This is a genomic window from Mycobacterium sp. pR1184, assembly GCF_041287235.1.
In the GTDB taxonomy this organism is placed as follows: domain Bacteria; phylum Actinomycetota; class Actinomycetes; order Mycobacteriales; family Mycobacteriaceae; genus Mycobacterium.
The window spans coordinates 165,386-189,829 of the sequence record NZ_JBGGKR010000002.1; the positions used below are offsets into that span (position 1 = coordinate 165,386).

The following is a 24,444-nucleotide window of genomic DNA, read 5'->3' on the forward strand; positions in this document are numbered from 1 at the left end:
AGCACGGTTGTGCGTGGCCCGATTTGCGGTGGCGTGCCGGCTACATGAAATCCAGCGCCTCGACGGTCGCGATCGGGCCCTCGTGCGTGGGCCGGTTCGCGCCACCGATCACATAGACCGTGTTGCCCACGGTGGCGACAACCTCGGCATGCCGCGGCGTCGGCATCGGGGGCAGCGTGCTCCATTTGTCCTCGGAGATGTCGTACATCTCGACGACGTTGAGCACGCGGGTCGGCTCTTCGCCGCCGACCGCCAGAATCCGGCCGTCGATATAGGTGGCGCCGTAGCTGCCGCGTGGCGTCGGCATACCGACCAGCTTGGTCCACTGTCCGGATTGCGGGTCGAACCGTTCCAACGCCGCGGAGTTCTTGTCCGAGGACAGGAACCGGCCGCCGACGGTGTACACGTAGGTGCCGTCGGAGACCGCGGCGAGGTGTTCGCGCGGGGTGGGCATGTCGGTGGAGTCTTTCCACGAACTGCCATCGAAGACCTCGGTTTGCGGCACCAGCTGCTTGGCGTTCTGCCCGCCAACGGCGACGAGTTTGTCGCCGACCACCGCGGCGGCCGGCGCCGCGCGAGCGTGTGTCAGCGGCGCTAACTCCACCCAATTGCCGCCGCGCAGGGCGAACACCTTGTTGGACCCGTCGGCGATGTTGTCGCTGGCGCCACCGAGAATGACCACCTCACCGCGGTAGGTCGCGGCGGCCGCGTGGTGCAGCGGAATGGGCAACGGCGGCCCCGTTTCCCAGGCTCCGGTCTTCGGGTCGAAACTCTCGACCGTCTGCAGGGCGACGCCATTGCGCAAGCCGCCCATGATCCAGATCTTGCCGTTGAGCACCGCCCACGCCATCATCAGCCGGGCGGTTGGCGCGTCCGGCAGCGAGCGCCACTGCGCGGCCGGCTGAATCTTGCGGGCCGGCAACTTGAGTGCTTCGGCCGTCGACGTCGGCTGACCGTTGCCGATGGCGCTCGACCCGCCGATCGCGTAGACGGACTTCTCGACCGCGGCGACCGCCATGCCGTGCCGCGGGGTCGACATGTCGGGCAGGCCGGACCACGTTTTGCTCATCAGGTCGAACACCGAAACGCTCTTGAGTACCTGGCCTCCGGAGACGCCGCCGACGGCCACCAGCCGCCCATCGGTGATCGCAACGCCAAGGTCGCTGCGCGCCTGCGGAAGTCCGGGCAGCGTCGTCCAGGTCTTGGCGACCGGGTCATAGGCCTCGACGTTCACCTGATCGGAGTCCCCGGTGCTACCGCCGACGGTGTAGACGAGCTTTCCGTCCGACGCCGCGGCCAGCTGCTGGCGCGGAGTCGGTATCGGAGCGCCGAGGCTCCAGGACGTGCCGTCGAATACCTCGGTGGTGTTGAGCAGAGCGCCGTTGGCGTCGACACCGCCGGTGACGACCAGGCGGTCGCCCACGACCGCGGCCGCCGCTCCCGCGCGGGGCTGCAGCAGCCGCGGCAGCTCTACCCAGCGACTGTTGACAACTCGCCAAACCTGGTCGGTCGCAACAGGTTTGGCGCCGACGTTCTTGAAGCCACCGAGTACCACCGGGTTGCCCTGCCAGTTGACCGCCATCGCGTCCTGGACGGCGACGGGAAGGTCGTCGCCGCCTTTCCAGCTGTCGATGACGGGGTCGTAGCCCTCTTGCAGCGCGCTGACGGCGCCATCGCTGCGAATCCCGCCGAAGACCCAGATGGTTCCGTCGACCTGCGTGGTCGCGGTCTCGACGCGCGACACGCGATCGTTGGTGATCGGCTTCCATACCACCGGCGCCGGGGTCGCCGGCTTGCCCGCGACCGGCTGCTGGTTCTTGTTGTCGGGTGCCAGGAAGAACAGGCCGCCGACGACCAGCAACACGACAACGACGAGCGCGCCTGCGACCAGCCCCAAACGATTGCGCTTCTTGCCCGGCTCGCTGAACCACTCCCGCACCTTGACCAGGATCGGCTTGCGCCAGGAGGGTGGGACCGAACCGGACGACACCGGTTGTCCGGGACCGCTCGGTGGCGTACCGGACCCGCCGCCGGCCGCCGAAGCACCAAGCAACGCTTGGGTTTCCGCGGCAGAGGCGCCCCGGAGGCTGCTCGCCGCTTGGGTGAACTCGGACTGACCGGGAGCAGCGGGCTGCAGGCGCGGCGACGCGCCCCCGACGACGTCACCCGGTTGCCGGGTGGAGCCCGGGTCCGCGGCCGGCGGGACCGAGCCGGGAACGGTCGACGTCGTACCGTCCGGTGCCGACGCGATGGCGTCGGTGGAGGCAATCGACGTCTGGGTGCCGCCGCCGGGCGGCTTGTTCAGCGGCCGCCCCGATTCGGTTGCGGTGCTGGTGATCGCCATCGAATCGGGTCGCAATCCACTGAGCTTCTGCGCGGCCTGCAATTCACGGCCGAACTCCGCTGCGGACGCGGGCCGTTCCGCGGGATCGATCGCCATCGCATGCTCGATCGCCGCGCAGACGGCTTCCGGGATTCCTTCCGGGCGCATGTCGGGAATCCGCGTCGTACTGATGCGCAGATACTGGGCGACGAGGTCCTCGTCGTTCTTGCGTTCATGCGCGGCCGCGCCGGCGATCAGCGCATAGATCGTGGCGCCCAGCGAATAGAGGTCGGAGGCCACGGTGGCCGGCTTACCGGTCATGACCTCCGGCGCGGTGTAGTCGATTGTGCCTGAGAAGAACCCGGTCGCAGTTTCGTAACCACCCTCGATGTGGGCGATGCCGAAGTCGCTCAGCAGGGGCTCGCCGTAGTCGCTGACAAGCACGTTGGCGGGCTTGATGTCACGATGTAAGGTACCGCTTCGGTGCGCGGTTTCCAGTGCGCCGCAAAGCTTTACGGCGATTCGCAACGCCTCGGGCCAGGCGGTCGGCCCTTCGCGGCGCAACCGGACCGCCAGGGAATCCGAGGACATGTACGGCATCACGATGTAGGGCCGGCCGCTGTCGGTCACCCCGACGCGCAGAATGTTGACGATGTTCGGATGCCCCGAGAGTCCGCCCATTGCATAGCCTTCACGCAGAAAGCGCTCCCGGCTTTCCTCGTCGATATGCGACGGCAACACCTTGATCGCGACGTTGCGCCCCAGCGCTGTCTCGTAGGCGCAGTAGATGACTCCAGCGCCGCCCCTGGCGACTTGGCGTGCGTCCTCGAATCCGGCGTCGGATAATTCCGCGATGATGCCGCTGGGCGGCGCCGCGTCTTTGGGGGACCCATCACCCATATTCTTAGCGCTCAACTTCCCCGCGATTGTCGAATTCGCGAGCTCAAGAGTATCGCTAGGTGCCTGTCCGGGGACATGATTCGGGCATGATCAATCGGCGGAAATCCGCCGTGGCCCCCGCCGTGGCGCTGCCGAACGCGCGAGACAACCAGCAAAGGCGTCCTGAACAGCCGCACTAGTTGAAATCGAGAGCCTCGACGGTCGCGACGGGACCTTCATGCGAGGGGCGGTTCGCACCCCCGATGACGTAGACGGTGTTGCCGACCGTGGCCACCACCTCGGCGTGGCGCGGGGTCGGCAGCGGCGGCAGCGTCGTCCACTTCCCGGTGGCAATGTCGTACATCTCGCCGACATTGAGCACCCGCGACGGCTCTTCGCCGCCGAGCGCGACGATGCGTCCGTCGATATAGGTGGCACCGTAGCTGCCGCGCGGTGTCGGCATACCGACCAACTTCGCCCACGTTCCCGATCCGAGGTCGAACCGCTCCAGTGCCCCGGAGTTCTGGTCGGGCGAAAGCGACCTGCCGCCGAGCGCGTAGACGTACGCGCCGTCCGATACCGCGGCCAGGTGTTCGCGCGGGGTCGGCAGGTCGGCGGCGTCCTGCCACGACGTCCCGTCGAATACCTCGGTTTGCGGAACCAGCTGCTTGCCGCTCTGCCCGCCCACGACCACCAGTTTGTCTCCGACCACCGCCGCGGCCGGCGCCGCCCTGCCGTGCCGCAGCGACGGTAGCTCCACCCAGTTGCCGCCGCGCAGCGCGAATACCTTGTTCGAGCCGTCGGCGATGTTGTCGCCCGTGCCGCCGAGGACGACGACCTCGCCGCGGTAGGCCGTGGCCGCTGCGTGGTGCAGCGCGATCGGCAACGCGGGCCCGGGTTCCCAGATGCCGGTGCGTGGCTCATAGCTCTCAACGGTTTGCAGCGCAACGCCGTTGCGCAGCCCACCGAGGATCCAGACCTTGTCGTTGAGCACGGCCGAGGCCATCATCAGCCGGGGCGTCGGAGCGTCCGGTAGCGAACGCCACGGCGGCGCCGGCTGGGTCTTGCGGGGCGGCAGTTTGATCATCTCGGCCGACGTGATCGCTTGCTGGTCCCCGATCGCCGTCGACCCGCCGATCGCATAGACCGACCGCTCCACCGAGGCGACCGCCATGCCGTGTCGTGCGGTCGCCATATCCGGTAGGCCGGACCAGGTTCTGGTCGTCAGATCGTAGATGGAAACGCTCTTGAGGACCTGGCCCGACGAGACGCCGCCGAGGGCCACCAGGCGTCCATCCGCCACCGTCGCGCCGAGCTCGCTGCGGGCTTTTGGTAAGGCGGGCAACGACATCCACGCTTTCATGCCGATGTCATATGCCTCGACTGTGGCCAAGTCGGCGCCGTTCGTTCCGCCAAGTGCGTACACCAGCTTTCCGTCCGAGGCCGCGGCCAGCAGCTGCCGGGGCGTGGGCAGTGGCGCACCAAGCGTCCACGCATTGCCGTCGAACACTTCGGTGGTGTTCAGTAGGGCGCCGTTCGCATCGACACCGCCCGTGACGACGATGCGGTCGCCCGCCACCGCCGCTGCGGCCGCAGCCCTGGGCTGCAGCAAGTGGGGCAGCTCGACCCAGTGACCGTTGACTAGCCGCCAAACTTGGTCTGCTGCAACATTCTTGCCCTCCGCAGTGGTCCAGCCGCCCAGCACCACTGGATTGCCCTGCCAGGTGACCGCCATCGCGTGCGAAATCGGGACGGGCAGATCGTCGCCGCGTTTCCATTCGTCGATGGCCGGGTCATAGCCCTCGTGCCGCGCGGTGACGGTGCCGTCGCTTCGGATTCCACCGAAAACCCAAATGGTGCCGTCGACTTGCGTCGTCGCGACCGCATAGCGGGCGACCCGCGCATCCGAAATCGGCGTCCACTGCACAGCCTGTGGTGCGGGGTGCGCCGAGGGCAGTTGCGCATTCGAGGCGGTCGTGCGGTTGTCCCCGCCGGACGGCAGTGTGGCATAGACGATGCCGGCGACCAGCACAGCGACCATGACAGCCGCGCCGGCGGCTAATCCGATGCGGCTGCGCTTCTTTCCCGGCTCCGAGAACCACCCCGCCGCCCGCGCCCGCAGTGGGGGCTTTTCGCCGGGCGGTCCGCCGGGACCGGACGAACCGTCTTTCGGAGGGTCCCCGCCATCACCGTCTTGGTGTGCCTGCGCGATCTCCGGCTGCACCTCGGCGTCGTAGACGGCGCGCAAGATCGGGGCCGCATCCGAAAACTCGTGCTGGATAACGGATTCCCGGACCAGGGTGGCCGGGGCCGTGGACGGTGCCGGTGCGCCGTCGTCGCCGGAAGCGGGTCCCTTCAATTGCGAGATCTCCACGGCCGCAGCACGTATCGAGTGGCGACCGGAGTCGGTGATTGCCATCGCGTCGGCGGGCAAGCCGTTGCTGCGCTGGGCGGCCTGGAACTCGCGGCCCAATTCCGCCGCGGATGAGGGGCGGTCCGCGGGATCCACCGCCATCGCGCTTTCGATTGCCGCGCAAACCGCCTCGGGGACTCCGTTGGCGCGCAAATCGGGAATCGAGGTGGTGCTGATACGCAGGTACTGCGCGACGAGGTCTTCGCTCGCCAGGCGCTCGTAGGGAGCGGTTCCGGCGATCAGCGTGTAAATCGTGGCGCCGAGCGAATATACGTCGGAGGCCACCGTCGCGGGATTACCCGCTAACGACTCCGGCGGTGTGTAGTCGATTGTGCCGGAAAAGAATCCGCTCGTGGTTTCATACCCGCCCTGGATGTGAGCGATCCCGAAGTCGGCCAATTGCGGTTCGCCGTAATCGTTGACGAGCACGTTCGCGGGCTTGATGTCGCGGTGCAAAATGCCGGTCTTGTGGGCGGTTTCCAATGCACCACTCAACTTCACCCCGATACGCATGGCCTCCGGCCACGGGATTCGACCCTCGCGGCGCAGCCGCACCGCCAGGGAATCCTCGGCGCAGTAAGGCATCACGATGTAGGGCTGGCCACTCGAGGTGATGCCGACACGCAAGATGTTCAGGATGTTCGGGTGCCCCGAAAGTCCACCCATCGCATAGCCCTCACGCAGAAAGCGCGCCCGGCCCTCCTCATCGAAACTCGCCGGCATCACTTTGATTGCGACCTTGCGGCCCAACGCCGTCTCGTGACAGCGGTAGACCACCCCGGCGCCGCCCTTGCCGACCTGGCGGGCGTTGTCGAATCCGGCGGCGGCCAACTCCTCCAAGATTCCCTTGACGACGGATGCCGGGCCTTCGGTCTTGGGTGCATCAGCCACGGGCGGCCAACCTCCTGCCTAAGTGTGACTCGCGTGCTCAAGCGTAACTAAAAGGGACCGCGCGCGCGCTGTCAGCGCAACGGTCTCGGCGAGGCATGAACGTGTTCCAAACACCTTCTGTCGCCTTGGGTTTCCTGTTGGTTAACCCTCAGTCAGAATGGAGTCATGACACTGGATCTGACCGCGTACTTCGACCGCATCGGTTACGGCGGTGCCGTCGAACCGACCCTCGAGGTGCTGCAGGGTCTGATGACCGCTCACACCCAGACCATCCCGTTCGAGAATCTCGATCCGATGATGGGGGTGCCGGTCGACGATCTGGGTCCCGACGCCCTGATCGACAAGTTGGTGCACCGGCACCGCGGTGGCTATTGCTACGAGCACAACGGGCTGTTGGGTTACGTGCTGGCCGAAGTCGGCTTTCGGGTGCGGCGGTTGACCGGGCGGGTGATCTGGATGCTGGCGCCCGACGCTGCGGTGCCGGCACAGACCCACACCGTGTTGGCCGTGACGTTCCCCGGTTCGCAGGGGTCCTATCTCGTCGACGTCGGTTTCGGCGGCCAGACCTTGACGTCTCCGATTCGCTTCGAAATCGGCAACGTCCAGCAGACCACGCACGAGCCCTACCGGTTGCAGGACCGCGGCGACGGGCTGGTGCTACAGGCGCAACTGCGCGGCGAGTGGCAATCGCTGTACGAATTCACCACCCAAACCCGGCCGCAGATCGATCTGCAGATGGGTAGCTGGTACGTCTCGACAAACCCCGCCTCGCACTTCGTGACCGGCCTGATGGTTGCCCGGGTGAGCGGCGACACCCGGATCAATCTGTCCGGGCCTAACCTGGCCGTTCATCGCGACGGCGGGACCGAAAAGATCGTTCTCGACGATGCCGCCGCGGTGGTGGACGCGCTGCGCGACCGGTTCGGCATCAATATCGACGATGTCGGCGATCGCGGCCGGCTCGAAGCGCGCATCGCCAATATCGTCGGCAATTGAGCAACGAAATCTCCGGCGCGTACGGGGTTTGCAAGAAACGTTTCCCCAGCTGTCTCGGCGACCGAAAACCGACTGCTCAAAATGGTCGCCTGGCAAATGCGTCCCTGGCGGACAGGGTCGCGCCACCAGGCCGAAAAGCAGTGACAAATGCGCCGATAGTGGCCCGATCGTGATCTCCGCCATATCGAACCGGTGCGGCAAATAGCACACGCGCCCATTAATCTGTCCTACCGTGAGTCGGGATCTTTGTTTGGATGACGTTGTGGGCGCCTCGGACGATGCGGAACGATTCGTGTCCCGCGAGCTCGCAATCGCCGTGCCCGAAGGCCTGACGCTGACGTCGTACTTCGACAAGAACCGTGCCGAACACGGGGACAGCCCGGCCTACCGTTTCCTTGACTACTCGCACGAACCAGATGGCCGGCCCGTGGTGCTCAGCTGGAACCAGCTATGGGTCCGGGTGTGCTCGATCGGTGCCCGGCTGCAGCAAGTCACCAAGCCGGGGGACCGGGTGGCGATCCTCGCACCGCAGGGCCTCGACTACGTCGCGGCGTTCTTCGGCAGCGTCTATGCAGGCAATATCGCCGTGCCGCTGTTCGCGCCGACCATGTCCGGGCATGCCGAGCGGCTGGCTGCGGTGCTGGAAGATGCCCGCCCGGCGGCGGTATTGACCACGACTGCCGTCGCCGAGTCCGTTCGCGCCTTCATCCGGACGCTGGCGCCGAACGAGCGCCCGCGGATGATTGCGGTCGACGCGCTGCCGGAGACCCTTGGTTCGATGTTCACCGGCGCCGACCTGCACACCGACGACGTCGCCTACTTGCAGTACACCTCGGGTTCGACCCGGTCACCGGCCGGGGTGGAGATCACCCACCGCTCCGTCTACACCAATGCGATGCAGATGGTCATGTCCGGCGGGCTGGACGTGGATGTCCGCACGGTGAGTTGGCTGCCCCTGTTTCACGACATGGGGCTGATGATGATCATGTTCACCGCGTTCTTCGGGGCACACGTCACGATCATGGATCCGATGGCGTTTCTTCGCCGGCCCTACCGCTGGATCAAGCAGTTGGGCATCGAGTCGGCCTACGGCCGCACCTTCGCGGCGGCGCCGAACTTTGCCTTCGAACTGACGTCCGAGCGTGGATTGCCGCCGGCGGGCGAGACTCTGGACCTCAGCAACGTCGTGTGCATCCTCAACGGGTCCGAACCCGTCACGATGTCGGCGATCGAGAAGTTCACCAACGCGTTTGCTCCCTACGGGCTGCCTGCGAACGCGGTCAAGCCGTCCTACGGGATGGCGGAGGCGACGCTCTCGGTGGCCAGCATCTCGCAGGAGGCCGCGGCGAGCGTGATCTACCTCGACCGCGAACAGCTCGGCGCCGGGCGCGCGGTGATCGTCGCACCCGACGATCCCAACGCGGTCGCTCAGGTGTCCTGCGGGCAGCCGATCCCTGATCAGTGGGCGGTGATCACCGATCCGGACGGCGCCGAGGTGCCCGACGGCACCGTGGGCGAAATCTGGTTGCACGGCGTCAACATCGGCCGCGGTTACTTCGGGCGCGAGGACGAAACCCGACGCGTGTTCGGCAACAAGCTGCAGTCCCGGCTCAGCCGTGGCAGCCATGCCGAGGGTGCCGCCGACAACGGCTGCTGGTTGGCGACCGGCGATCTCGGGGTCTACCTGGACGGCGAGTTGTACCTGACCGGCCGGATCAAGGACTTGATCATCATCGACGGCCGCAACCATTACCCGTTCGACATCGAGACCACGGTCAGCGAGTCGTCGCCGGCCATTCGTACCGGCTATGTCGCCGCCTTCTCCGTTCCCGCTGAGGCGCTCGGATCCACCGATGGCGGCTCCGGCGAGCAGCTGGTGATCGTGGCCGAGCGAGCCGCCGGCGCCGGGCGTACCGACCTCGGTCAGATCGCAGACATTGTGCGGGCGGCGATTTCGCGCAACCACCAAGTCCGGATCGCCGACGTTCGGCTCGTGGCGGCCGGCACCATTCCCCGCACTACCAGCGGCAAACTTGCCCGCAGTGCCGCCCGGGCCGAGTACCTGGCCGGCAAGTTCAACCGCTGACCGACAGCCACGGCCCGATTCGGCGCACGGCTTCCTCGATGTCGCTGGTCGGTCCGGCGAACGACAGCCGGACGAACCTGTTGCCACGCGTGGTGTCGAAGTCGATACCGGGGGCGATCGCAACGCCGGTGTCGGCCAACAGTTTTGAACAGAACTCCAGCGAGTCGTCGGTGTAGTCCGAGACGTCGGCGTAGACGTAGAACGCACCATCTGTCGCAGCCAGCCGGTCGATGCCGATTCCGCGCAGCCCGTCCAGCAGCAGCGAGCGGTTGACCGTGTAGTGGTTGAGGTTGCCTTCGGCCTCGGCGGTTGCCTGCGGCGTGAATGCGGCGACCGCGGCGATTTGCGAGAGCACCGGCGGGCAGATGGTGAAGTTACCAGTCAGGCAGTCCACCGCGCGACGCAGCTCGGGAGGCACCAGCAACCAGCCCAGCCGCCAGCCCGTCATCGCGTAGTACTTGGAAAAGCTGTTGACCACCACGGCATTTCGTGACGTCTGCCAGGCGCTGCTGGTTTGTGGGGCACCCTCGTAGACCAGCCCGTGATAGACCTCATCGCTGATCAGCCGGACACCGGACGAGTCGCACCACGATGCGATCGCCGCCAGCTCTTCGGGTGGTATGACGGTGCCGGTGGGATTAGCCGGACTGGCCACGATGACACCGCGCACCGGCGGGTCGAGTTCGGCGAGCATCTGCGCGGTGGGCTGGAATCGGGTCTGCGGGCCGCATGGGATCTCCACCACCTCACATCCCAACGCGGACAGGATGTTCCGATAACACGGGTAGCCGGGGCTGGCCAGTGCGACCCGATCCCCGACGTCGAAACACGCCAGAAATGCCAGCAGGAACCCGCCCGAGGATCCCGTGGTGACTACCACGGCGTCGGGTTCGACCGAGATACCATGCAGGCGTTGATAATTCGCTGCGATAGCGGCGCGCAGCTCGGGAATGCCCAGGGCGATGGTGTAGCCCAGCTGGTTGGCTTGCACAGCCGCTGCCGCCGCGGCCCGGACCGGCTCTGGAGCGCCCACACTGGGTTGCCCCGCGGAGAGGTTGACCAGATCGCCGTGGCTGCGCTGGCGCTCCGCTGCCGCCAGCCAGACATCCATCACATGGAAGGGCGGGATGCCGGCGCGTAGCGCGACGGAGGCGTTCACGACGTTTCGAGCACCTCGGATTCGAGTTGACGCAGCACCTCTCGCGGCGAGTCGAGCAGCTGGGCGCTGCCGTGTGCGCGTTTGAAATACAAGTGCATGTCGTGCTCCCAGGTGATCGCGATGCCCCCGTGCAGCTGGATGCCCTCGCTCGTCACAGTACACAGCGCCTCGGTGGCGGCCAGCCGAGCCGTTGCGGCGTTGGTGGGCGTGGGGTCGTCGCATGCTTCGTTCACCACGGCCTTGGCCGCGGCGATCGCGACATACAGATCGGCCATCCGATGCTTGAGCGCCTGGAAGCTGCCGATCGGCCTGCCGAATTGCACGCGGTTCTTGGCGTATTCGACGGTCAGTTCCAGGCAGCGTTCGGCGGCGCCGACCTGCTCGGCCGCCAACAGGATGGCCGCGGTGTCGGCCAGGCCCGGGTCGGGGCCCAGCGCCACAGTGTCTTCGGGCTGGACTCGGGCCAGCCGTCGGGTGGGGTCCATCGCGGTAACGGGCTGCACGCTGAACCGGGTCCACCGGCTCAGTTCCCCGTCGGTCGCGGCGACCACGACGTCGGCGATGTCGCCGTTGACGACGTAGTCCGGGTCGAACACCACCGCCCCGATCGAGGCGCCCGCGGCCAGGGCTTCCAGCGTCTGGGCATCCGGTTCGGGCGCGGCCAGCAACGCGAGCTCCGCCAGCGTGGTGCCCAACAACGGGGAGGGCACCAAGGCCCGGCCAAGCTCCTGGAGAACCGTTGCGGCATCGGCCAATTCGCCGCCGGCCCCGCCCAGCTCCTCGGGTATCACCAGCGCTGCGGCACCGACCTGCTCGCACAGCAGCTGCCACAGGGATTCGTCGTAGCCGCGCTCCGATTCGATCGCGGTGCGCACTGCCGCGGGGTTGGCGTGCTTGGTGACCAGCGCAGCAACGGTCTCGCGCAGCAGTTCCCGTTCCTCAGTCACAGTGCCTCCAACACTCGGCGCCGGTGCGCCTCCGGCGTGCCCCAGGCCGACCGCAGCGCCTGCACCCGCAGCAGCCATAGTGACAGGTCGTGCTCCTGGGTGAAGCCGATCGCGCCGTGCGTCTGCAACGCCGACCGTGCGGCCAGCAGGCCGGCGTCGGATGCCGCGGCTTTCGCCGCGCTGACATCACGGGGCTCCAGCGACAGGGCCGCGCCGTATACGAGCGGGCGCGCCAGTTCGATCGCGATGTGCACGTCGGCCAGCTTGTGCTTGATCGCCTGATACGAGCCGATCACCCGCCCGAACTGCGCGCGTTGCTTGGCGTATTCGACGGTGGCATTCAGCAGGGCCTCGGCGGCCCCGACCAACTGCGCCGCGGTGGCCAGTGCGCCGAACTCGTAGGCGCGCTGGACATCTGCCTGCCAAGTCGCGCCGGTAGCCGCCACGTCGTACAGGCGCCGGCTGGGGTCCACGGATCGGTGGCATCCGCCCGCATCCGCTTCGCTGACACCGTCGCCGGTGGCCAGCAGCACCAGCCCGGCGGCTTGGGCGTCCACCGCACGCGGCGTGTGCGGCGGCAGCGCGACCGTGGCGATCAGTTCACCGCAGGACAACTCGGCGCTGCGCTGGTCGTCAACGAGCAAAATAGGTGCCACGGCGATGGATTCGGTGACCGGGCCGGGCACACACCAGCGGCCGAGGCGTTCGAGCGCGACCACCAGATCCACCGGGTGGGCATCGAGACCGTCGTATTTCTCCGGCACCATCAGTGCGGTGACGCCGAGGTCGGCCAGTTGCTCCCACACCTTGCGGCCAGGCCCGATGTCGCCGTCGGACCACGCGCGCAGCGCGCCCGGCAGGTCCGCCGCACCCAGCGCCGCGTCGATGCTGGCCGCGAAGTCGCGCTGCTGTTCGTCGAGCGCAAATTTCACTTCTTGCCTCCGGACGTTTCGCGCGGCAGGCCCAACAGCCGCTCGGAGATAATATTGCGCTGAATTTCGTTGGTACCGGCGTAGATTGGGCCGCCCAGCGCGAACAGCAAGCCATCGGTCCACGGCCCGGCCAGCTCCCCGTCGGCGCCCCGGATGTCCAGCGCGGTTTGGTGAATCGCCACGTCGAGGTCGGACCAGAACACTTTCGTCACCGAGGATTCGGCACCCAGCTCGCCGCCGGCGGACAGCCGGGTCACCGTGCCGAACGTCTGCAACCGGTAGGCCTGGGCTTTGATCCAGGCGTCGGCGACCCGATCGGCGAATTCGGTGGGTGAGCCGTTGTCTTTCCACAGCTGCACCAGCCGCTGCGCGGCCGCCAGGAAACGGGCCGGGCTGCGCAGCGACATGCCGCGCTCGTTGCTGGACGTGCTCATGGCCGCGCGCCAGCCGTCGTTCGGGGTGCCGATGACATCCTCGTCGGGCACGAAGACGTCGTCGAGGAAGATCTCACCGAATCCGGTGTCGCCGCCCAGCTGGACGATGGGCCGCACGGTCACGCCTGTGGCCTTCAGGTCGAACATGAAGTAGGTCAACCCGTTATGCCGCTGCGCCGTAGGATCGGAACGGAACAGTCCGAAACCCATCTCGGCGAACGGCGCCCGCGAGCTCCAGATCTTCTGGCCGTTCAGCAGCCAGCCGCCTTCGGTCTGGGTGGCGGTGGACCGCAACGACGCCAGGTCGCTGCCGGATTCGGGCTCCGACCACGCCTGCGCCCAGATCTGTTCGCCGCTGGCCATTTTCGGCAGGATGCGGTCCAACTGCTCTTCGGTGCCATGCGCGAACAACGTCGGCGCCAGCATCGAGATGCCGTTGGCGCTGGCGCGACCCGGCGCTCCGGCACGGAAGTACTCTTCCTCGTAGATGACCCAATGCAACAGCGACGCGTCGCGGCCACCGTACTTTTTGGGCCAGTTGATGACCGACAGGCCGGCGTCGTACAGCACTTTGTCCCAATGGCGGTGCTGGGCAAAGCCTTCCGCGTTGTCATATGACTGCGTCGGGATCGACTCGGCGTTGGCCGAGAGGAAGTCCCGCACCTCGGCCGCAAAGGCCAGCGTCTCTTCGTCTAGTTCCAGATCCAATTCAGGCCAACTCTCGCAATTGTGGTTTCAGCACCTTGCCGCCGGCGTTGCGCGGCAATTCGTCGACGAACCGCACCGACCGCGGTGCCTTGAAGTTCGCCAAATGTTCTCGGGTGTAAGCGATTACCGACTGCTCATCGAGGTTCGCGCCGGGCCGGGTCACCAGGAACGCCCGGCCGACCTCGCCCAGGCGCTCGTCGGGAACCCCGATCACCGCGGCGTCGGCCACCCCATCCATGCGGGCTAGCACCTGTTCGATCTCGGCGGGGTAGACGTTGAATCCACCGCAGATGTACATGTCTTTGAGGCGGTCGGTGATACGCAGGTTGCCATTCGTGTCGAGGACGCCGATGTCGCCGGTGTGCAGCCAGCCGTCGGCGTCGATGGCCGCGGCGGTGGCCTCCGGGTCGTCGAGGTAGCCGAGCATCACATTCGGCCCGCGCAACAGCACCTCACCGGCCTCACCGGGAGTCGCTGAGTCGATACGTAATTCGAAGTCGGCGAAGGGGCGGCCACAGGTGGTCGCGACCGTCACCGCGTCGTCGTCGGCACGGCAACTGGTACCCATCCCGTTGGCCTCGGTCAGGCCGTAGGCGGTCAGCACGATGTCGATGTCGAGCTCGGACTGCATGCGTTCGACCAACACAACCGGCACGGTGGCGGCCCCGGTGACGGCGAACCGCAGCGAACTCAGGTCGTAGTCGCCGCGGGCCGGGTGATCGAGCAGCGTTTGGTAAATCGTTGGCGGGCCGGGCAATACGGTGATGCGGTGCTGCTCGATCGCCTGCAGTGTGCGCAGCGGATCGAATGTCAGGTGCGGGATCAGCGTCGCCCCGGTTTGCAGGCACGCCAGGATGCCGGCCTTGTAGCCGAAGTTGTGGAAGAACGGGTTGATACACAAATAGCGGTCGTCGCTGCTGATCTTGCCGTTGGCTGCCCACGACGCCGACGCCGACAGCGACTGCCGGTGCGCGCACAACACACCTTTGCTGCGACCGGTGGTTCCGGAGGTGAACAGGATGTCGCTGAGGTCGTCGGGCACGACCGCGGCGGCCCGGGCGATCACGGCGTCGGTGTCGGTGCCCTCCTCGATGAACTCGTCCCAATTCCCGTCATCGGCGTCGATCGGAATCCGCACGATGTGGCGTAACGCGGGCAGCGCGGCACGGTCGAGGTCGCCGACCCGATCGTTGCCGAGGAATTGGCCCATTCCGAACAGCACCGGTGCATCGGTGCGCGCCAGGATGTCGCTGGCCTCGGCGGCGGTGTAGCGGGTGTTCAACGGCACCAGCGCGGCACCGGCGTGGTGAATCCCGAGACAGGCGACCACCCAATGCCAAGTGTTCGGTGACCACACGGCCACCCGATCGCCGTGCTTGACGCCCAGCGCGATCAGCGCCGCGGCCGCGCGGTGCACCTCGTCGCGCAGTTCGGTCGCGGTGAACGACCTGTCCTCGGTGATCAAGGCAGCATGGTCGGGGAATCGGTCGACGAAACGATCCAATGCCGCGGGCACCGTGCGCGGATCGCCAGTCATGGGGATACTCCTAACAAAGCAAGTGCTTGGTAGGTTAGCCTACAGGGCATGCAGGACGTCGAGGAGTTCCGGGCGGAGGTCCGCGATTGGCTCGCCGACAATCTGGTCGGTGAATTCGCAGCGCTCAAGGGCCTGGGTGGTCCAGGGCGCGAGCACGAAGCATTCGAAGAGCGTCGGGCATGGAACCAGCATCTCGCCGCGGCGGGACTGACGTGTCTGGGGTGGCCGGAAGAGCACGGCGGCCGGGGCCTGTCGACCGCACACCGGGTGGCTTTCTACGAGGAGTACGCCAAGGCCGATGCTCCGGACAAGGTCAACCACTTCGGTGAGGAGCTGCTCGGCCCGACGCTGATCGCGTTTGGGACCCCCGAGCAGCAGCAGCGTTTCCTGCCACGAATTCTCGACGTGACCGAGCTGTGGTGCCAAGGGTATTCGGAGCCCGGCGCGGGCAGCGACTTGGCCAACGTCGCGACCACCGCCGAGCTCGACGGCGACGAGTGGGTGATCAACGGCCAGAAGGTTTGGACGTCGCTGGCGCACTGGGCGCAGTGGTGCTTCGTGGTCGCGCGCACCGAGAAGGGTTCCAAGCGGCATGCTGGGCTGTCGTATCTGCTGGTGCCGCTGGACCAGCCGGGCGTGCAAGTACGCCCGATCATTCAGTTGACCGGCGACTCGGAATTCAACGAGGTCTTCTTCGACGACGCCCGCACCGAGGCTCACCTGGTGGTGGGCGAGCCGGGCGACGGCTGGCGGGTCGCGATGGGGACGCTCACCTTCGAGCGCGGCGTCTCCACGCTGGGGCAGCAGATCCGTTACGCCCGTGAGCTTTCCAATCTGGCCGAAGTCGCGCGGCGCAACGGTGCCGCCGATGATCCGTTTATCCGCGAGCGGCTGACGCGAGCCTGGGCCGGCCTGCGGGCCATGCGCAGCTACGCGCTCGCCACGATGGATGTCGAGCAGCCCGGCCAGGACAACGTGTCGAAGTTGTTGTGGGCCAACTGGCATCGTGACCTCGGCGAGCTGGCGATGGATGTCGTCGGCAAACCCGGCCTGGCCCTGACGGACGGCGAGTTCGACGAGTGGCAGCGGCTGTTCCTGTTCAGCCGTGCCGACACCATTTACGGCGGATCCAACGAGATTCAGCGCAACATCATCGCCGAGCGGGTGCTCGGCCTACCCCGGGAGGTCAAGGGATGAGTCTGGCCGAAGCGCCGAAAGAGATTGCCGGACATGGACTCTTGACCGGAAAGGTCGTCGTCGTGACGGCGGCCGCGGGCACCGGCATCGGCTCGGCGACCGCCCGCCGGGCCCTGGCCGAGGGCGCCGACGTGGTGATCTCCGACCACCACGAGCGGCGGCTGGGCGAGGCCGCCGAGGAGCTGTCGGCGCTGGGCCAGGGTCGGGTCGAGCATGTGGTGTGCGACGTGACGTCGACTGCTCAGGTCGACGCGCTGATCGACTCGGCCACCGCGCGGATGGGACGCATCGACGTGCTGGTCAACAACGCCGGCCTGGGTGGGCAGACGCCGGTGGCCGACATGACCGACGACGAATGGGACCGTGTCCTCGACGTCACCCTGACGTCGGTGTTCCGCGCCACCCGGGCCGCGCTGCGGTACTTTCGCGACGCGCCGCATGGCGGCGTCATCGTCAACAACGCCAGCGTCCTGGGCTGGCGGGCGCAACACTCGCAGTCGCACTATGCGGCCGCAAAAGCGGGCGTGATGGCGCTGACCCGTTGCAGTGCAATCGAAGCCGCCGAATACGACGTCCGGATCAATGCGGTGTCGCCCAGCATCGCGCGGCACAAGTTCCTGGATAAGACCACCTCAGCCGATCTACTGGACCGGCTGTCGGCCGGCGAAGCGTTCGGGAGGGCCGCCGAGCCGTGGGAGGTCGCGGCCACCATCGCGTTCTTGGCCAGCGACTACTCGAGCTACCTCACCGGCGAGGTCATCTCGGTTTCCAGTCAGCACCCGTGATCCCGGGTAGCCAAGCAAGCGCTTGGTTGATATCCTGACCGGGTGGACCGAGTGACCGGTCAGGCGAACAGCCGGCGAGACGAGCTCCTGGAGCTTGCCGCCACCATGTTCGCCGAGCGGGGTCTGCGCGCCACGACGGTGCGCGATATCGCCGACGGCGCCGGCATCTTGTCCGGCAGCCTGTACCACCATTTCTCCTCCAAAGAGGAGATGGTCGACGAGCTGTTGCGCAGCTTCCTGGACTGGCTGTTCGCCCGCTACCAAGAAATCGTCGACAGCGAAACGAATCCGCTGGAGCGGCTCAAGGGCCTGTTCATGGCCTCGTTCGAGGCGATCGAGCATCGACACGCACAGGTCGTCATTTACCAGGACGAAGCTCAGCGGCTGCTGTCGCAGCCCCGTTTCTCCTACATCGAGGACATGAATCGGCAACAACGCAAGATGTGGGTCGAGTTGCTGAATCAGGGCGTCGACGAGGGCTACTTCCAGCCCGACCTCGACGTCGACCTTGTCTACCGATTTATCCGTGACACCACCTGGGTGTCGGTGCGCTGGTATCAACCCGGCGGACCGCTCACCGCAGAGCAGGTGGGCCAGCAATATCTCGCCATCGTACTTGGCGGGATCACCAAAGAAGGAGTCTGAACATGGCTGAGGCGTACGTCATCGACGCTGTGCGTACCGCGGTCGGCAAGCGCAACGGCGCCCTAGCCGGGATCCATCCCGTCGACCTGGGCGCCCACGCGTGGCGCGGACTGCTCGACCGGGTGGACGTCGACCCCGCCGCCGTCGAGGACGTGATCGCCGGCTGCGTCGACGCCATCGGCGGACAGGCCGGCAACATCGCGCGGCTCTCGTGGCTGGCCGCCGGCTACCCCGAAGAGGTCCCCGGTGTCACCGTGGACCGGCAGTGCGGCTCCAGCCAGCAAGCGGTTTCCTTTGGCGCACAGGCGATCATGGCCGGTACGGCCGATCTTATCGTGGCCGGCGGCATGCAGAACATGAGCTGGATCCCGATCTCGTCGGCGATGACGGTCGGCGAGCAGTTCGGCTTCACCTCGCCGACCAACGAGTCCAAGCAGTGGCTGCACCGCTACGGCGACCAGGAGATCTCCCAGTTCCGCGGCGCGGAGATGATCGCCGAGAAGTGGAACCTGTCGCGCGAGGAGATGGAGCAGTACTCGCTGACCAGCCACGAGCGCGCATTCGCGGCCATTCGCAGCGGCCACTTCGACAACGAGATCATCACTGTCGAAACCGAATCCGGGCCGTTCCGGGTCGATGAGGGCCCGCGCGAGTCGTCGCTGGAGAAGATGGCCGGACTCAAGACGCTGGTCGACGGCGGCCGGCTGACGGCGGCGATGGCCAGCCAGATCTCCGACGGCGCGAGCGCGGTGCTGCTGGCTTCCGAGCAGGCGGTCAAGGACCACAAGCTGAAGCCGCGCGCCCGTATCCACCACATCAGCGCCCGTGCGGCCGATCCGGTGTTCATGCTGACCGGCCCCATTCCGGCTACCCGCTACGCGCTGGAAAAGACCGGGCTGTCAATCAGCGACATCGACACGGTCGAGATCAACGAGGCCTTCGCACCGGTGGTGATGGCGTGGCTCAAGGAAGTCAAGGCCGATCCGGAAAAGGTCAACCCCAACGGCGGTGCGATCGCCCTCGGCCACCCGCTGGGTGCAACTGGCGCAAAGCTTTTCACCACCATGCTCAACGAACTCGAACGCATCGGCGGCCGTTACGGTCTGCAGACGATGTGCGAGGGCGGCGGCACCGCCAACGTCACGATCATCGAGCGCCTGTAACTCGTTGCACTGCGGCTTTGAGTGTGCGTCCTTGGCGGCGACGCGCCGATGAACCACGCCGTGGGTGCACACTCAACGCCCTGGCGTCACACTCGACGCCGTCGGGGGCTATTCCGAGATCAGCCCTGACGCCGCCTGCAGGTGTTCGATCGCGTCGTGCACGATCGACTCGATCAGCTCGGCGCACGACGGTAGGTCTTCGAGAATGCCGGCTACCTGTCCGGACGCCAGCACGCCGGCGTCGGTGTTGCCCTCAACGAGGCCGGCCTTCAACAGCATTGGAGTGTTGGCCGCCATCACCACCTGCGCCAGTGTCATTTCCTTGCCGTGGCGCATCGCCAGGCCGTCTTGGATCATCGACTTCCACGTCATGCCGGACATGTGCTTGAACTTCGCGGCATTGCGCACCGCGGCCGTCAAACCCCTTATCGGAGTGCCGTTTTCCAGCTTCTCGACCAGACCGGTGCGCAGCACCCGGTGCGGCATGCCGTCGACACGGGTGGTGACGACGGTGCCGTCCAGCGCCGACTCCAGATAGCGGCGCTTCACCGCGTCGGGCACGGTGGAATCCGACGTGAGCAGAAACCGGGTGCCCATCGCCACCCCGGCCGCGCCGTAGGACAACGCGGCAGCCAGTCCGCGTCCGTCGAAGAAGCCGCCCGCCGCGATGACCGGGATACCGGTGCCCCGTACGGCGTCCAGCACCGACGGCAGCAGCAGCGTGGTCGCGACGGGTCCGGTGTGCCCGCCGCCCTCGCCGCCCTGCACGATCATCGCGTCGGCGCCCCAGCTCGCGACCTTGCGTGCATGCTTGGCCGCGCCGATCGACGGAATCACCACCGCCCCGGCCTCTTTCAGGCGGGCGATCAGTTCCTGCTTGGGCGCCAGCGCGAACGACGCCACCTTCACGCCTTCGCGGATCATCAGCTCAACCCGGTCGCCGGCATCCGCCGCATCGGCGCGCATGTTTACACCGAACGGCTTGTCGGTGGCGGCCTTGACCTTGCCGATGGCCGTCGCCAACTCGTCCAGTGTCATCGTGGCCGACGCCAGGATGCCGAGCCCGCCGGCATTGGCGGTGGCTGCCACCAGCCGCGCGCCGGCCACCCAGCCCATCCCGGTTTGCACCACTGGGTGCTCGACGCCGACCAGCTCGGTCAGCGGCGTGCGCAACTTCATGAACGTATCTCTCGGTCGCGCAACGCTTTCGGGTCGACTGTCTCGCGGATCAGGCGTAGTTCCTCGTCGGTCGGCAACCGGGTCTCCGCGGCGCCGTCGAGGCCGTCGATCTCGAATGACGTGTTCTCCCGGACCTCGTCGGGCGACACACCTGGATGCAGCGACACCGCCCGCATGCTGCGGTCCGGCCCGCCGAAGTCGAAGACGCCGAGGTTCGAGACCACCCGATAGGTGTTGGCGAACCGGAATGCCGGATTGTCAGCGTCCACGTTGTCCCAGCCGATTCCGCAGACGATGTCGACCTTCTCGCAGAACACTCGCTTGGAGTGGTTGCCGACCCAGTAACTGGTCGCGTGGTTGATCGCATTGCCGGGCGCGCCGCGGACACCGAACATCTGGCGCTTGGGCTGTTGCAGGGGCCCGAACGCCGAGATGTTCTGATTGCCAAAGCGGTCAACCTGATTCGCGCCCATTACCACGTGGCGCCTGCCCCAGGCCAGGGTCTCGAAGACCCGGCCGAACGGCATCCACCCCTCGACGTCGCCCGAGGCGCCCAGCGCGGGCGTGTCGGCCAGCAGCTGTGCCTCGCCGTCGGTCAGCAGGATGTCGGGGGAGAACGTCAGCCGGGCCAACCGCGCGCCGACCGAGGCCATGTTCGTCATCGGACTGACCATGATTTCGCCGGCGTCCCTGAACAGATCAGCGCAGGCGACCGCACACACTTCGGCTCGGGTGCTCACTTGGCTGCCTCCTCTGCGAAAGCCCGCACGGCTGACTGATATTCGGATTCGCCGCCGGACAGGTAGGTGGCCACGAACTGCTGCCAGCCCTCTTCGGTGGAGGCGGCCTCGGCGTAATGCCGCTGGAATTTCTCGTCGCGGCCGTAATCCGGTGCGGCGGTGGTGAAGTGTGCACCGTTGGGCGCTTCGACGACGCCGTCGACCATCATCCGGTTCACCAGCAGTGCCTGCGGCGGCACCGCCTTGACCAGCTCTTGGGTGGACACCAACCGCTCCACCGACAAGTAGCGCTTCTCGGCGGCCATCAAGAACAGGTCGTCGAAGTAGGGGTCGATGCCGGTGTAGGCCGCATTGCCTTTGCTGTCACCGAGATTGAGGTGCACGAACGCCGCGTCCAAGCGCAGCGCCGGCATCGCGATCAGCGTCTCGTGCCCACCACCTGGCGCGGGATAGGGGCTGGTCACCGTCTGCAGCTCGCCTTCCCAGAAGTCGAGCACCGAGCTGCCCAGTCCCGCGCGAATCGGTAGGAACGGCAACCGCTGTGCCGCGGCCTGCAGCCCGCAGCGCAGCATGCCTTCGTCCATCTCCCGGGCTTCGATCTGCCCGGCGCTGCGCGCTTTGGCGAACCACGGGTCGTAGAACGGTGGCGAGTCCAGCGAGACGAATCCGTAGTAGGCCCGCTTGACCTTGCCTGCGGCGCACAGTAATCCAAGGTCGGGCCCGCCGTAGGTGACCACGGTCAGGTCCTTGACGTCGGTGCGCAGCATGGCGCGCACGAACGCCATCGGCTTGCGCCGCGACCCCCAACCGCCGATGCCGATGGTCATGCCGCTGCGCAGCCCGGCAACGGCCTCGTCGAGAGTGGTTCTCTTGTCGCTCAAGATTTCTCACCCTTCGTCGTACCGGCGAACGCGTCGCGGTGCTCGTCGGACACCCCGGCGAGGTTGAGCTCGAACGTAAAACCTTGTTCCATGCGGTAACTCGAGTTGACCCGCTGCACGTCGATCAAGTTCAGCGCCTCCTTGGCCGCGCGGATCACGCGGGTGTCTTTGGTGGCGATGTCGCGGGCGACTCGCAGAGCGGCCTCGTCGAGCTCGTCGCGGGGGACCACCTCGTGTACCGAACCGAAGTGATGCAGGGTCGCGGCGTCCACGGTGGCGGCGGTGAAGAACAACCGCCGCATCATGTGTTGCGGGACCAGTCGGGACAAGTGGGTGGCCGCACCCAGCGCGCCGCGCTCCACCTCCGGCAACCCGAAGGTGGCGTCGTCGGAGGCCACGATGACGTCGGCGTTGCCGACCAGGCCGATGCCGCCGCCGACGCAGAACCCGTTTACCGCGGCTATCACCGGAACGGCGCATTCGTAGACCGCGCGGAAGGCGTGGAAGCAACCGCGGTTGGCATCGATCAGCGCGGTGAATCCCTCGGTGCGCTGCATCTCTTTGATGTCGACGCCGGCGTTGAATCCGCGGCCCTCGGCACGCAGGATCACCGCGTGGGTTTCGGGGTTCGCGCCGGCGGCAGTGATCGCGTCGCCGAGTTCGAACCAGCCCCGCGACGGGATGGCGTTGACGGGCGGGTAGTTGACGGTGACCGCGACTATGCCCGGTTCTGTGCTGGTGGATGTAATGGTCAATTGGCACTTCCTCGTGAAATTGAGGCCGACTACCTAAGCAAGCACTTGCTTGGTACGCTAGCACAGTGACTCGCGCCGAAGCATCCGCCATCAATCTGGGATTGGCCGGGCGGGTGGTTCTGGTGACGGGCGGCGTCCGCGGGGTGGGCGCGGGAATTAGTGCGGTATTCGCCGAGCAGGGCGCGACGGTGATCACCTGCGCGCGCCGTGCCGTCGAGGGGCTGCCGTATGAGTTTCACGCCTGCGATATCCGCGAGGAGGACCAGGTCACATTGCTGATCGACGAGATCGTCGAGCGGCATGGACGCCTCGACGTCGTCGTCAACAACGCCGGCGGATCGCCCTACGTGCTGACCGCGGAGTCCAGCCCTAAGTTCAACCGCAAAATCATCGAACTCAATCTCATTGGCGCGCTGCTGGTTTCGCAATTCGCCAATGAAAAGATGCAAACCCTGCCGGGCGGGGGATCGATCGTCAACATCTGCAGCCTGTCCGGCCGGCGGCCATCTCCGGGCACCGGCGCGTATGGTGCGGCGAAGGCCGGCCTGGAAAGCCTCACCCAGACGCTGGCGGTGGAATGGGGACCCAAGGTCCGGGTGAATGCCTGCGTGGTCGGCATGGTCGAGACCGAACAGGCCGACTTGTTCTACGGCGACGCCGAGTCGATCGCCGCGATCTCCAAGAATGTGCCACTGGGCCGGCTGGCCAAACCAGAGGATGTCGGCTGGGCCGCAGCCTTTTTGGCCTCCGACGCGGCGTCCTACATCAGCGGTGCTTCGCTCGAGGTGCACGGGGGCGGCGAGCCGCCGCACTATCTGGCCACCACGAACGCCAGCGCGATCAAGTAGCGGATCTCAAGGAGCACTAATGGGAATAGTCGACGGCCGTGTCGTCATCGTCACCGGAGCGGGCGGCGGAATCGGTCGCGCGCATGCACTGGCCTTCGCGGCCGAAGGCGCGCGCGTAGTCGTCAACGACATTGGCGTGGGTCTGGACGGATCACCGGCAAGCGGCGGCAGTGCCGCGCAGAGCGTGGTCGACGAGATCACTGCTGCCGGAGGCGAAGCCGTCGCCAACGGATCCAACATCGCGGACTGGGATCAAGCCGCCGCGCTGGTTCAGACCGCAGTGGATACGTTCGGCGGACTCGACGTCCTGGTGAACAACGCCGGCATTGTGCGTGACCGGATGATCGCCAACACCAGCGAGGAAGAGTTCGACGCGGTCATCGCGGTGCACCTCAAGGGCCACTTCGCCACGATGCGTCATGCCGCGTCGTACTGGCGCGGGCTGTCCAAAGAGGGCAAAGCGGTTGACGCGCGGATCATTAACACCAGCTCGGGTGCCGGCCTGCAGGGCAGCGTCGGGCAGGGCAACTACAGCGCCGCCAAGGCCGGCATCGCGGCCATGACGCTGGTCGCCGCCGCCGAAATGGGCCGATACGGCGTCACGGTCAACGCGATCGCGCCGTCGGCCCGGACCCGCATGACCGAGACCGTCTTCGCGGAGATGATGGCAACGCAGGACCAGGCTTTCGACGCGATGGCACCGGAAAACGTTTCGCCCATTGTCGTTTGGCTCGGCAGCGTCGAATCACGCGACGTCACCGGGAAGGTCTTCGAGGTCGAGGGTGGCAAGATCCGCGTCGCCGAGGGCTGGGCGCACGGCCCGCAGGTCGACAAGGGCGACCGCTGGGATCCCGCCGAACTTGGCCCGGTCGTCGCCGACCTGCTGGCCAAGGCGCGGCCCCCGGTCCCGGTCTACGGCGCCTAGGGCGGTTTTCAGCGCGACCGC

General features: G+C 66.8%; 19 protein-coding genes. 8 read left to right on the forward strand and 11 right to left on the reverse strand.

The genetic code is table 11. The features are described 5' to 3' along the window. Positions 1-40: 40 nt before the first annotated feature. Together ACAG21_RS03965 and ACAG21_RS03970 are read right to left on the reverse strand one after the other, a co-directional pair. Positions 41-3,223, reverse strand: a complete 3,183-nt coding sequence (locus ACAG21_RS03965; protein WP_370494697.1) for a kelch repeat-containing protein — start codon at positions 3,221-3,223, stop codon at positions 41-43. A 175-nt stretch (positions 3,224-3,398) separates the two neighbouring features. Then, positions 3,399-6,506: a kelch repeat-containing protein gene (locus tag ACAG21_RS03970; protein ID WP_370494698.1), complete on the reverse strand. Its 3,108-nt coding sequence runs from the start codon at positions 6,504-6,506 to the stop codon at positions 3,399-3,401. A 165-nt stretch (positions 6,507-6,671) separates the two neighbouring features. On the opposite strand from ACAG21_RS03970, the gene ACAG21_RS03975 reads away from it, so the two are divergent. Together ACAG21_RS03975 and ACAG21_RS03980 are read left to right on the forward strand one after the other, a co-directional pair. Further along, complete coding sequence (locus ACAG21_RS03975) at positions 6,672-7,502, forward strand: arylamine N-acetyltransferase (protein WP_370494699.1); 831 nt, start codon at positions 6,672-6,674, stop codon at positions 7,500-7,502. Positions 7,503-7,752: 250 nt separating this feature from the next. Continuing rightward, entirely contained in the window at positions 7,753-9,588 is a 1,836-nt protein-coding gene (locus tag ACAG21_RS03980; protein WP_370494700.1) for a fatty acyl-AMP ligase, read from the forward strand. Here ACAG21_RS03980 and ACAG21_RS03985 read toward each other — a convergent pair. From ACAG21_RS03985 to fadD3, 5 genes are read right to left on the reverse strand one after another with little or no spacing between them, the layout of a single operon-like run. Then, entirely contained in the window at positions 9,578-10,699 is a 1,122-nt protein-coding gene (locus ACAG21_RS03985; protein WP_370495029.1) for a pyridoxal phosphate-dependent aminotransferase, read from the reverse strand. The genes ACAG21_RS03980 and ACAG21_RS03985 overlap by 11 nt on opposite strands. A gap of 44 nt (positions 10,700-10,743) precedes the next feature. After that, positions 10,744-11,694 (reverse strand): acyl-CoA dehydrogenase family protein, encoded by a 951-nt coding sequence (locus tag ACAG21_RS03990; protein WP_370494701.1) that lies wholly within the window; start codon positions 11,692-11,694, stop codon positions 10,744-10,746. Beyond that, complete coding sequence (locus tag ACAG21_RS03995) at positions 11,691-12,626, reverse strand: acyl-CoA dehydrogenase family protein (RefSeq protein ID WP_370494702.1); 936 nt, start codon at positions 12,624-12,626, stop codon at positions 11,691-11,693. The genes ACAG21_RS03990 and ACAG21_RS03995 overlap by 4 nt, the downstream gene beginning before the upstream one ends. Then, the gene (locus ACAG21_RS04000; protein ID WP_370494703.1) at positions 12,623-13,768 is read right to left on the reverse strand and encodes an acyl-CoA dehydrogenase family protein; all 1,146 of its coding nucleotides are present in this window, start codon (positions 13,766-13,768) and stop codon (positions 12,623-12,625) included. Before ACAG21_RS04000 ends, ACAG21_RS03995 begins: the two co-directional genes overlap by 4 nt. Before the next feature lies 1 nt (position 13,769). Continuing rightward, on the reverse strand, positions 13,770-15,305 hold the full coding sequence (gene fadD3 / locus ACAG21_RS04005; RefSeq protein ID WP_370494704.1) for a 3-((3aS,4S,7aS)-7a-methyl-1,5-dioxo-octahydro-1H-inden-4-yl)propanoate--CoA ligase FadD3: 1,536 nt from the start codon (positions 15,303-15,305) through the stop codon (positions 13,770-13,772). Between the two features lie 48 nt (positions 15,306-15,353). Between fadD3 and ipdE1 the strand changes: the two genes are divergently transcribed. Genes ipdE1 through fadA6 form a run of 4 tightly spaced genes read left to right on the forward strand, consistent with a single transcriptional unit; the run spans position 15,354 to position 19,095 of the window. Then, positions 15,354-16,502 (forward strand): acyl-CoA dehydrogenase IpdE1, encoded by a 1,149-nt coding sequence (ipdE1, locus tag ACAG21_RS04010; RefSeq protein WP_370494705.1) that lies wholly within the window; start codon positions 15,354-15,356, stop codon positions 16,500-16,502. Next, positions 16,499-17,287, forward strand: coding sequence for a (5R,7aS)-5-hydroxy-7a-methyl-1-oxo-2,3,5,6,7,7a-hexahydro-1H-indene-carboxyl-CoA reductase (gene ipdF / locus ACAG21_RS04015; protein WP_370494706.1), 789 nt, complete (start codon positions 16,499-16,501; stop codon positions 17,285-17,287). Before ipdE1 ends, ipdF begins: the two co-directional genes overlap by 4 nt. 42 nt (positions 17,288-17,329) lie before the next feature. Beyond that, positions 17,330-17,932: a TetR family transcriptional regulator KstR2 gene (kstR2, locus tag ACAG21_RS04020; protein WP_370494707.1), complete on the forward strand. Its 603-nt coding sequence runs from the start codon at positions 17,330-17,332 to the stop codon at positions 17,930-17,932. Between the two features lie 2 nt (positions 17,933-17,934). Beyond that, on the forward strand, positions 17,935-19,095 hold the full coding sequence (fadA6, locus tag ACAG21_RS04025) for a steroid 3-ketoacyl-CoA thiolase FadA6 (protein WP_370494708.1): 1,161 nt from the start codon (positions 17,935-17,937) through the stop codon (positions 19,093-19,095). Between the two features lie 108 nt (positions 19,096-19,203). Here the strand turns inward: fadA6 and ipdC are convergent, their stop codons facing one another. The 4 genes from ipdC to echA20 are packed head-to-tail and all read right to left on the reverse strand — an operon-like array spanning position 19,204 to position 22,650. Next, positions 19,204-20,274, reverse strand: a complete 1,071-nt coding sequence (gene ipdC, locus ACAG21_RS04030) for a (3aS,4S,5R,7aS)-5-hydroxy-7a-methyl-1-oxo-octahydro-1H-indene-4-carboxyl-CoA dehydrogenase (protein ID WP_370494709.1) — start codon at positions 20,272-20,274, stop codon at positions 19,204-19,206. Continuing rightward, positions 20,271-21,014 (reverse strand): cholesterol ring-cleaving hydrolase subunit IpdB, encoded by a 744-nt coding sequence (ipdB, locus tag ACAG21_RS04035; protein ID WP_370494710.1) that lies wholly within the window; start codon positions 21,012-21,014, stop codon positions 20,271-20,273. Before ipdB ends, ipdC begins: the two co-directional genes overlap by 4 nt. After that, on the reverse strand, positions 21,011-21,895 hold the full coding sequence (gene ipdA, locus ACAG21_RS04040; RefSeq protein ID WP_370494711.1) for a cholesterol ring-cleaving hydrolase subunit IpdA: 885 nt from the start codon (positions 21,893-21,895) through the stop codon (positions 21,011-21,013). The genes ipdB and ipdA overlap by 4 nt, the downstream gene beginning before the upstream one ends. After that, the gene (gene echA20 / locus ACAG21_RS04045; protein ID WP_370494712.1) at positions 21,892-22,650 is read right to left on the reverse strand and encodes a (7aS)-7a-methyl-1,5-dioxo-2,3,5,6,7,7a-hexahydro-1H-indene-carboxyl-CoA hydrolase; all 759 of its coding nucleotides are present in this window, start codon (positions 22,648-22,650) and stop codon (positions 21,892-21,894) included. The genes ipdA and echA20 overlap by 4 nt, the downstream gene beginning before the upstream one ends. Before the next feature lie 65 nt (positions 22,651-22,715). Here echA20 and ACAG21_RS04050 point away from each other — a divergent pair, with 65 nt between their 5' ends. Both ACAG21_RS04050 and ACAG21_RS04055 read left to right on the forward strand, forming a co-directional pair. Continuing rightward, complete coding sequence (locus ACAG21_RS04050) at positions 22,716-23,498, forward strand: SDR family oxidoreductase (protein ID WP_370494713.1); 783 nt, start codon at positions 22,716-22,718, stop codon at positions 23,496-23,498. Positions 23,499-23,517: 19 nt separating this feature from the next. Further along, positions 23,518-24,423 carry an SDR family oxidoreductase gene (locus ACAG21_RS04055; RefSeq protein WP_370494714.1) on the forward strand — a complete coding sequence of 302 codons (906 nt, stop codon included), beginning with the start codon at positions 23,518-23,520 and terminating at the stop codon, positions 24,421-24,423. The last annotated feature ends 21 nt before the right edge of the window (positions 24,424-24,444 follow it).

What these genes read in the sequence shown, in the direction of transcription:
- fadA6 (WP_370494708.1), top strand. Translation starts at nt 17,935, where the DNA reads ATGGCTGAGGCGTACGTCATCGACGCTGTGCGTACCGCGGTCGGCAAG.
- fadD3 (WP_370494704.1), bottom strand. Translation starts at nt 15,305, where the DNA reads ATGACTGGCGATCCGCGCACGGTGCCCGCGGCATTGGATCGTTTCGTC.
- ipdF (WP_370494706.1), top strand. Translation starts at nt 16,499, where the DNA reads ATGAGTCTGGCCGAAGCGCCGAAAGAGATTGCCGGACATGGACTCTTG.
- ACAG21_RS03965 (WP_370494697.1), bottom strand. Translation starts at nt 3,223, where the DNA reads ATGGGTGATGGGTCCCCCAAAGACGCGGCGCCGCCCAGCGGCATCATC.
- ipdC (WP_370494709.1), bottom strand. Translation starts at nt 20,274, where the DNA reads ATGAAGTTGCGCACGCCGCTGACCGAGCTGGTCGGCGTCGAGCACCCA.
- ACAG21_RS04055 (WP_370494714.1), top strand. Translation starts at nt 23,518, where the DNA reads ATGGGAATAGTCGACGGCCGTGTCGTCATCGTCACCGGAGCGGGCGGC.
- ipdE1 (WP_370494705.1), top strand. Translation starts at nt 15,354, where the DNA reads ATGCAGGACGTCGAGGAGTTCCGGGCGGAGGTCCGCGATTGGCTCGCC.
- ACAG21_RS03975 (WP_370494699.1), top strand. Translation starts at nt 6,672, where the DNA reads ATGACACTGGATCTGACCGCGTACTTCGACCGCATCGGTTACGGCGGT.
- ACAG21_RS03985 (WP_370495029.1), bottom strand. Translation starts at nt 10,699, where the DNA reads ATGGATGTCTGGCTGGCGGCAGCGGAGCGCCAGCGCAGCCACGGCGAT.